The sequence below is a fragment of the uncultured Marinobacter sp. genome, assembly GCF_963974375.1.
Classification (GTDB): Bacteria; Pseudomonadota; Gammaproteobacteria; order Pseudomonadales; family Oleiphilaceae; genus Marinobacter.
In genome coordinates this window covers 1-8266 of record NZ_CAXBDN010000201.1, presented here as the reverse complement: position 1 = coordinate 8266, position 8266 = coordinate 1, and the positions used below count along the sequence as shown (strand labels likewise).

The following is an 8266-nucleotide window of genomic DNA, read 5'->3' as shown; positions in this document are numbered from 1 at the left end:
ATTCCACCATTTCCCATCTGGGCATGATCGCCCTGCTGCTGGGTCTGGGTACCCCAGCTGCCATGAACGCCGCCCTGTTCCATCTGGTCTGCCATGCCATGTTCAAGGCGCCGCTGTTCATGATGGCCGGCTACGTGGACCAGATCACCGGCACCCGGGACATGCGCAAAATCAACGGACTGTGGCGTTATATGCCGGCACTGATGGTGCTATCCGGAATTGCCGCCGCAGCCATGGCCGGATTGCCGTTGATGAGCGGCTATCTCAGCAAAAAAATGCTGATGACCGAAAGCCTGCAGCTTACTGCACCCGACTGGGCGGTCACGGTGATTCCGGTATGGGTAACCCTGGCCGGGTTATTCTCGGTGGCCTATTCGATTCGCATTTTCCACAACGTCTTTTTCAACGGCCGGCCTGTGGACCTGCCCAAATGGCCGCCCCGCCAGCCCCGCTCCGCTGCACTGCTGCCCATTGCGATTCCGGTGTTCATCTCGCTGTACATCGGCCTGGTACCGGCTGAAGTCTACGATCGCCTGGTGCACCCGGCAGTCAATGCGGCTCGCCAGCTTACGCTGCCGGTATTTGACTTCAACAGCCTGGGTGGCGACAGCCGGCTGATGATCATGAGTCTGATTGCCATGACCGGCGGCCTGCTGTTCTATCTTGCCCGCACCCCCCTGTTCCGGATTCACAGCCGGCTGCCGGAAGTGGACGCCAAGGAAATTTTCGACTGGGTCCTACGTCAGGCCATCCGGCTGTCCCAGAACCGGGTCTACCAGCTGGAAAATGGCTCGCTACAACGTTATCTGGCGTTCCTGATCCTGACCGCCATCACCCTGGTGGGTCTCGCCGTACTGCAGGTTCCGGCCTGGCAGGGTGAGGTGGCACTGACCCGGCCCGATCTGCTGAGCAGCGGTGGAGCGCTGATTCTGGCGCTGTCAGCCATCGGCGTGGTGATGCTGCACCGTCAGCGTTTGCGGGCCCTGATCATGGTGGGGGTCACCGGCCTGTTCGTAACCCTGACCTTTGCCCGCTTTTCGGCGCCGGATCTGGCCCTGACCCAATTGTCGGTGGAAGTCATGGCGGTAGTCATCATGATGCTGGCGCTGTCCTTTTTGCCTCAGGAATCACCGCGAGAATCGTCGACAGAAAGGCGCGGCCGGGACCTGCTGCTGGCAGGCCTGGCCGGGCTCGGAGTAGCGCTGTTCAGCTTTGCAATACTGACCCGCCCCCAGGAAACCATATCCGGATTCTTCCTGGCCAACAGCGTTTCCGGTGGTGGCGGCACCAACGTGGTGAATGTGATTCTGGTGGATTTCCGGGGTTTCGATACCCTTGGGGAGATTACGGTTCTTGGCATTGCGGCGGTCGCCGTGTTCGCCTTTACCCGGGACCTGCACCTGAAAGAACGGGTCGCCGGCAACGAAGACAGTCGTTGGGTGGCAGATGCCCATCCGGTGATTCTCAGCATGGTATCGCGCATTGTGCTGCCCATTGCCCTGCTGGTATCGGCCTATATCTTCCTGCGGGGTCATAATCTGCCAGGCGGCGGCTTTATCGCCGGTCTGATCACCGCCGTCGCCCTGACCCTGCAATACATGTCCGGTGGCCTGGAGTGGGCACAGGAACGAATGCTTACCCACTTCCGGCCTTTGATCGGCGGCGGCATTCTGATTGCCACCGCCACCGGACTTGGCAGCTGGTTATTCGGCTACCCGTTCCTGACGTCCACCTTTGCTCACCTGGACTGGCCCATCGTCGGCGAATTCGAGTTGGCCAGCGCCATGCTGTTTGATCTCGGGGTTTACACCACGGTGGTGGGCGCAACCCTGCTGATCCTGGCCAACCTGGGCAAACTGATGACGGTGGCCGGACCCGGCCAGGAGGTGGGCTGATGGAACTGCTGTTCGCCATGGCCCTGGGCATTCTCACCACCTGCGGCGTTTACCTGTTGCTGCGGGCACGGACCTTCTCGGTCATTCTGGGCCTGACGCTGTTATCCCACGCCGTTAACCTGTTCCTGTTCGGCATGGGCCGGTTAACCACCGGGGCGCCAGCCATTATTGGTCTGGGCACGGAAAGCGCAGACCCGCTGCCGCAGGCGCTGGTGCTGACCGCGATTGTTATTGGTTTTGCCATGACCGCTTTCGTGGTGGTACTGGCCCTGAAAGCCGCGGTGGAACTGCGCAATGACCACGTAGACGGGGAAAACCCGGACGAGGACCGGCCATGAACCACCTGATGATCCTGCCGATCCTGATTCCGCTGATTGCCGGCGCCAGCCTGTTGCTGGTGTACCGCTACAAAACCGGGCGTCAGCGTTCCATCAGCGTGACCAGCACAGTCCTGCTGACCCTGCTGGGTGTGTGGGCACTGGTTACCGCCGGCTCCGGTGACTATCTGATTTACCAGGCCGGCAACTGGCAGGCGCCCTTCGGCATTGTGCTGGTACTGGACCGGCTCAGTGCGGTGATGCTGGCGCTGACCTCCGGACTGGCTCTGTTCTGCGTGCTTTACGCCTGTCGCGGCATTGATCGTCAGGGCGCCCACTTCCACGCCCTGTTCCAGTTTCAGCTGGCGGGTATCAACGGTGCTTTCCTGACCGGCGACCTGTTCAACCTGTTCGTATTCTTCGAGGTGTTGCTGATTGCCTCCTACGCCCTGCTGCTGCATGGCGGTGGCCGCGCCCGCAGCCGGGCCGGACTGCACTATGTAATCATCAACCTGGTGGGCTCGGCACTGTTCCTGCTGGCCCTGGGCATTCTCTACGGCCTGACCGGCACCCTGAACATGGCAGACCTGGCCATAGAAGTGGCAGGCGCAGGCGACAATGACCGTGCCCTGCTGACCGGCGCCAGCATGCTGCTGCTGGTGGTGTTTGGCATCAAGGCCGCGATCCTGCCCCTGCTGTTCTGGCTGCCGCGAGCCTACTCATCCGCCAGCGCCCCGGTGGCCGCGCTGTTTGCCATTATGACCAAGGTCGGCATTTACGCCATGGTGAGGGTGTTCCTGCTGGTGTTCGGACTGGGCGAATCTCCCGTCAACGAGACCGCCTGGGGCTGGGTCTGGCCACTGGCATTGCTGACGCTTGCGCTGGGCGGTGTTGGTGTTCTCGGCTCTGCCAGCCTGCGCACCAAAACTGCCTATCTGGTGATTGTCTCGGTAGGCACGCTGCTGGCCACTCTCAGTTTCGTAACCACTGCCAGCCTTGCCGCCGCGCTCTTCTATCTGATCCACAGCACCTGCATGACCGCCGTGTTCTTTCTGCTGGCCGACCTGGTGGGCCGCCACCGGGAACAGGGTTACGACCGTTTTACCGGCATTTCCCCCGTGGGTCACCGCTGGTTGCTGGGCACGCTGTTTTTTGTGGCGGCGGTCAGCCTGGCCGGATTGCCACCGTTCAGCGGCTTTGTCAGCAAGCTATGGATTTTGCAGGCAACGTCCGGTGCAGAGGATGGCTTCTGGCTGTGGGCGGTACTGCTGTCGGCCGCGCTGCTGACCATTACCGCCATGAGCCGTGCCGGCAGCAGCTGGTTCTGGAAACCCGGTGAACTGACCGTTGCCGCCAAACCCCTGGATCGCAAGTGCTTCGCACTGGTCTGGCTGATGACCGGCGTCAGCGTGGTACTGTCGGTGATGGCAGAGCCAGTCAGTCAGTATCTGTTACTGACCGCCGAACAGCTGCATGCACCGGAGCATTATCTGCAGGCGGTGTTGCCGGAAACCTTCACCCGCTACCAGGAGGCTGCCCGATGAAACCTCTGGCCTACTGGATTCCGCGCCCACTATTCTCGGTTTTCCTGACGGTTTTGTGGCTGCTGATGCTGAACAGCGTTGCGCCCGGCCACATCCTTCTCGGTCTGGCACTTGGCATTGCCATTCCGTTTATGACCCGAGACTTCTGGCCGGAGCAGGCCCGTGTAAGCCGGCCGCTGCCGTTGCTGAAATACTTTTTGGTGCTGCTGCTGGATATCCTCTGGTCCAATCTGATCGTGGCCAGCCGGATACTGGGTCCAGGCAGCAGACTGTCGCCAGGCTTTTTTACCTTTCCACTGGAGCTGGACGATGACTTCGCCATCACCATCCTCGCCAGCACCATCTCGCTGACACCCGGAACCGTCTCTACCCATTACAATGCGGAGAAACGCACGCTGCTGATACACGCCCTTCATCTTGAGGACGAAGCCGCTGCTATTGCCGGTATCAAACAGCGTTATGAACGGCCCCTGAGGGAGATATTCCGATGATCGCCTTCGTTGTACCCATCGCCATGCTCCTGTTCGCCCTTGCGGCCCTTATGAACCTGTACCGACTGCTGATCGGACCGGACATGACCGACCGCATCCTGGCGCTGGATACCCTGATGATCAATACCATCGCGCTGATCGTGCTGGCAGATATCCGCATGGGGATCGGCTTTCTGTTTGAAGCGGCGCTGCTGATCGCCCTCATGGGCTTTGTCAGCACAGTGGCCATGAGCAAGTATCTGTTGCGGGGAGATGTCATCGAATGACCACCACCGGAATGCCCTGGCTGCTGGAGCTGACCATCGCGCTATTACTGTTGATAGGGGCTGTTGTCGCCCTGATCGGTTCCTTCGGGCTGGCCAAACTGCCGGATTTCTACATGCGACTGCACGGGCCCACCAAAGCCAGCACTCTGGGGGTCGGCTGTGTGCTGATAGGATCGTTACTGTATTTCAGTCATCAGCAGGAAGGCGTATCGGTACATGAAGCCCTGGTCGCCCTGTTCCTGTTTGCCACCGCACCTGTCAGTGCTCACATGCTGGCCAAAGCCGCCCTGCACCGCCGCCTGAAGATCGTCGAGCGCACCCGCAACAAACCGTTTGAATAACAAAGGCGTTACTCGCTGAACATGTCCCGGAACGCTTCCGGCAGAGGCACCACAGCCTTGCGACTGAAATTGAAGAACACGAAACCGTACTTGGCCAGCGCCACCGGTTGCCCGCTCTGGGCCTTGCTGACCCGGAACACATAGTCACCGCCGTACTTGTTCAGATCCGTCACCCCCACCTCAAACCGCAGGATCTCCGGGAAAAAGGATTCCGACTGGTACATGGTGGCCAGATCCGTCACCACGATACCGACCCCGTTCTCAATGGACTCCTGCAGGCCCATCTTCACCATGAACTGGGCACGGGCCTCCGACAGCATCGAAATCAGGGCGTCGTTGCTGAGATGGTTGGCACCGTTGATGTCGGTGATACGCACCGGCATTTCAGTGGTGAAACGGAAAACTTCATCGGGGTAGGAAAGGACAATTCGGGCCATGGAACGGTAACCAGTATCAGGTTGGAATTCGGGGTTTGGAAGGGACGCCATGATACCGGGGTTTGGGGGGGAATGCATGAGGTCGACGTCACGGCCCGGGGCCGATGATCTGTCCGATCTGATCGATCTCCATTTACGCAAACATAACTCCCTCTTGCCGGTTCGGTTACAATGGCGTCTCCTGCAACCCTGTCGCCCCGATTAGCGTGGAGGTTCCGTGCTCTCAGATCTGACCGTCCGTATCGTGATGGCATTGTTTTATCTCGTGAGCCTTGTTGGCGTATTTGTGGTGGCCTGGGGTGTGGCAGAGGCGGTGGTCCGGTTTTTTGCACTGATCTTCACGCGCAAAATGTCCCATGCCGCTCTGGTGGCCAGAACTGCCCTCATTCGCGAACGCCTGGGAGCACACCTGCTGCTGGCACTGGACATATTCATCGGTGCTGACATCATCAAAACTTCCGTGTCACCGGCCTGGGAGCATATCGGCATGCTCGGGGCAGTGGTGTTGATCCGTATCGTACTCAGCTATTTTCTGGAGCGGGAAATGGAGCGGACCCACGAATCAGCGCAGTCAGGACGGCTTTCTGCCCGCAATGGTCTCGACGAGGATCAACTGCCGCCCAAAACCAGCGCTACGACGCAGGTAACCAAAAGTTTCAAGGACTGAAGCCTGATCATGGACGTGCTCCTGAATGCAGTATGTCACCAGGTGAAAATATGAAAGCCACCGGGAATTCGAGCCCCGGAGAGTTGCAGCTGGATTGCTTGTTAATGGCGCTTTAATGAAGGTCCGGAAGGGGCGCCCGCCCCGGAAGTCAGTCTTTTTAACGCTCTGTCCCGTGACAGTTTCGTGAACTTTTCGCTATAGACTCTTCACTACCCGGTTACTCCGTCAGGTTGGAAAACCACATGAAAGAGTTCATGAATGGTCATACTATGAGGAAGGTGACATGGCCCTATTCAAAGCCATGGGTTTACTGAAGAACACCAGGGCGCCTGACGCCAGACTGATCTCCCCGGCGTTATCAAAACGTAACAGATAAGAGAAGCTGCTGTGACGAAACCCGTTCACACTGGTCACAGTATCCAAAGGGCAAGAGGTTATGGTTATGAAACGCTATCTGTTACTGATACCACTGGCGGCAGCGATAGGGCTGAGCGGTTTCCAGGCGGGCGCCTCCAGCGGGTCGGATTCGGGATACGCCCCCGACGATCCCGGTCTCGCCGTGGCTACCTTTGCCGGAGGTTGCTTCTGGTGTGTGGAAGCCGCCTTTGAGGAAAACGTGCCGGGCGTCGTAGAGGCCGTGTCCGGTTACAGCGGTGGCGATGAGAAAAACCCCACCTACCAGCAGGTTGCCGGCGGCCGTACCAGCCATACCGAAGCCGTACAGGTCTATTACGACCCCGAGGTCATCACCTATGAGGGATTGCTTCAGGGACTCTGGCGTACGGCCAATCCAACCGATGTGGACGGCCAGTATGTAGATCGCGGCCAGCAATACCGGCCGGCGATTTTTTATCACAGCGAGGAGCAGAAGCGTGTGGCGGAAGCCTCGGTGCAGGCGCTGGAAGCATCCGGTCGCTATGGGGATCCGGTGGCGATCGAGATAGTACCCTTCGAAGCCTTCTACGACGCTGAGGAATACCACCAGGATTATTACAAGAAAAATCCTGTGCGATACAAGTTCTACACCTTCAATTCCGGTCGCTACCAGTTCATCGAAAAAGTCTGGGGCGAGGAACAGGAGGTGGACTATGCCCGCTACCGTCCGCAAGGCAACACTGACGACGGGCAGGTGATGTCCGGTGAAACCGGGATGAGCCCCGGGCAGGTCGACGCCTTCAACCCGGAGACGTTCACAAAGCCGGACGACGAAACCCTGAAAGCGCGGCTGACCAAAGAACAGTACCGGGTCACCCAGAAGGACGGCACCGAGCCCCCCTTCAGGAACGAATACTTTGATGAAACACGGCCTGGCCTGTACGTTGATATCGTCTCCGGTGAGCCGTTGTTCTCCTCCCGCGATCAGTTCAAATCCGGCACCGGCTGGCCCAGTTTCACCCGGCCGATCGGTCCGGACGTGGTGATCGAGAAAGAGGACAACATTCTTTTGCTCAAACGTACCGAAATCCGCAGCCGCTACGCCGATTCCCACCTGGGCCACGTCTTCAGCGACGGTCCGGCACCCACGGGCCTGCGCTACTGCATGAACTCCGCGGCGATGAAGTTCATCCCGCTGGAGGATATGGAGGCGCAGGGCTACGGCGCACTGATCGGTGAAGTCACAGCAGCCCGGCGTACCGCTTCCAACTGATCCGCGGCGGCTGACAGCCGCCGCCCTGTTCACTCTTACGATCCCGTAACCACTCCTGCCACCCTCGTTGTGCTTTACTCTGATAAGACTATGCTTGTCATAGTGACCTGGCACCAACATTTTGCCAGGGCTTGCCGTCAACTCTTTACTTCAACGGCATATCGGAGGGGCAAGCTTTGGTGCAACAACGGGATGTCACCGTCTTTTACGATGAGCGGGTACTGGCCCACCACCCGGACAGCAACATGGATTTTTTGCCCGGCCGGCTGGACAAGCGGATTCGGACGATTCTATCCGGGCTGAATGTGCAGTGGAAGTATCCGGAGCACCCGGGCCGGATAACCGCTATCATGGAATTGCTGGCCCGGGAACCGATTCCCGGTGTACGGATCGAGCCAGGCAAGGCGGCAACCCTGGAACAGTTAAACCGGGTTCACACCACGTCCTTTCTGGACGATATCTTTTCTTTGCGAGACAAAAATGCCTGGCTGGACGTGGACACCACGGCGGTTTCGCCCGGTAGTGTCGAGGCGGCCGAGGTGGCTGCCGGCACCGCGATCGCTGCGGTAGACGCGGTGGTAGAGGGGCGCACCGCCAGCGCTTTTGCGGTAGTAAGGCCGCCCGGTCATCATGCCGAACCGGTACGGGCCAGGGTCTTCT

At 59.3% G+C, this 8266-nt stretch carries 9 protein-coding genes and 1 pseudogene; 9 read left to right on the top strand and 1 reads right to left on the bottom strand.

Annotated elements, in window-relative coordinates:
- From mbhE to AAC035_RS15465, 6 genes are all read left to right on the top strand, one after another.
- Positions 1 to 1895, top strand: a 1895-nt coding sequence (gene mbhE / locus AAC035_RS15490; RefSeq protein WP_339805718.1) for a hydrogen gas-evolving membrane-bound hydrogenase subunit E, incomplete at its 5' end; no start/stop codon positions are given.
- The gene (locus AAC035_RS15485) at positions 1895 to 2233 is read left to right on the top strand and encodes a Na+/H+ antiporter subunit C (RefSeq protein ID WP_339805716.1); all 339 of its coding nucleotides are present in this window, start codon (positions 1895 to 1897) and stop codon (positions 2231 to 2233) included. The genes mbhE and AAC035_RS15485, both read left to right, overlap by 1 nt.
- The gene (locus tag AAC035_RS15480) at positions 2230 to 3756 is read left to right on the top strand and encodes a monovalent cation/H+ antiporter subunit D (RefSeq protein WP_339805714.1); all 1527 of its coding nucleotides are present in this window, start codon (positions 2230 to 2232) and stop codon (positions 3754 to 3756) included. Before AAC035_RS15485 ends, AAC035_RS15480 begins: the two co-directional genes overlap by 4 nt.
- Complete coding sequence (locus AAC035_RS15475; RefSeq protein ID WP_339805712.1) at positions 3753 to 4247, top strand: Na+/H+ antiporter subunit E; 495 nt, start codon at positions 3753 to 3755, stop codon at positions 4245 to 4247. The genes AAC035_RS15480 and AAC035_RS15475 overlap by 4 nt, the downstream gene beginning before the upstream one ends.
- Positions 4244 to 4513: a K+/H+ antiporter subunit F gene (locus AAC035_RS15470; protein WP_339805711.1), complete on the top strand. Its 270-nt coding sequence runs from the start codon at positions 4244 to 4246 to the stop codon at positions 4511 to 4513. Before AAC035_RS15475 ends, AAC035_RS15470 begins: the two co-directional genes overlap by 4 nt.
- An 11-nt stretch (positions 4514 to 4524) precedes the next feature.
- Positions 4525 to 4854, top strand: coding sequence for a Na+/H+ antiporter subunit G (locus AAC035_RS15465; RefSeq protein WP_339805720.1), 330 nt, complete (start codon positions 4525 to 4527; stop codon positions 4852 to 4854).
- An 8-nt stretch (positions 4855 to 4862) separates the two neighbouring features.
- Here the strand turns inward: AAC035_RS15465 and AAC035_RS15460 are convergent, their stop codons facing one another.
- Positions 4863 to 5291 (bottom strand): thioesterase family protein, encoded by a 429-nt coding sequence (locus tag AAC035_RS15460; protein ID WP_339805709.1) that lies wholly within the window; start codon positions 5289 to 5291, stop codon positions 4863 to 4865.
- A gap of 217 nt (positions 5292 to 5508) precedes the next feature.
- Here AAC035_RS15460 and AAC035_RS15455 point away from each other — a divergent pair, with 217 nt between their 5' ends.
- The 3 genes and pseudogenes from AAC035_RS15455 to AAC035_RS15445 form a co-directional block, all read left to right on the top strand.
- Positions 5509 to 5958 (top strand): DUF1622 domain-containing protein, encoded by a 450-nt coding sequence (locus AAC035_RS15455; RefSeq protein ID WP_339805707.1) that lies wholly within the window; start codon positions 5509 to 5511, stop codon positions 5956 to 5958.
- Between the two features lie 442 nt (positions 5959 to 6400).
- Positions 6401 to 7606, top strand: a complete 1206-nt coding sequence (gene msrB / locus AAC035_RS15450) for a peptide-methionine (R)-S-oxide reductase MsrB (RefSeq protein ID WP_339805705.1) — start codon at positions 6401 to 6403, stop codon at positions 7604 to 7606.
- Positions 7607 to 7782: 176 nt separating this feature from the next.
- Positions 7783 to 8266: pseudogene (locus AAC035_RS15445) on the top strand (histone deacetylase); the annotation flags it as partial.

Coding starts and splice junctions, on each gene's coding strand:
- AAC035_RS15485 (WP_339805716.1), top strand. CDS start 1,895: ATGGAACTGCTGTTCGCCATGGCCCTGGGCATTCTCACCACCTGCGGC.
- AAC035_RS15480 (WP_339805714.1), top strand. CDS start 2,230: ATGAACCACCTGATGATCCTGCCGATCCTGATTCCGCTGATTGCCGGC.
- AAC035_RS15475 (WP_339805712.1), top strand. CDS start 3,753: ATGAAACCTCTGGCCTACTGGATTCCGCGCCCACTATTCTCGGTTTTC.
- AAC035_RS15470 (WP_339805711.1), top strand. CDS start 4,244: ATGATCGCCTTCGTTGTACCCATCGCCATGCTCCTGTTCGCCCTTGCG.
- AAC035_RS15465 (WP_339805720.1), top strand. CDS start 4,525: ATGCCCTGGCTGCTGGAGCTGACCATCGCGCTATTACTGTTGATAGGG.
- AAC035_RS15460 (WP_339805709.1), bottom strand. CDS start 5,291: ATGGCCCGAATTGTCCTTTCCTACCCCGATGAAGTTTTCCGTTTCACC.
- msrB (WP_339805705.1), top strand. CDS start 6,401: ATGAAACGCTATCTGTTACTGATACCACTGGCGGCAGCGATAGGGCTG.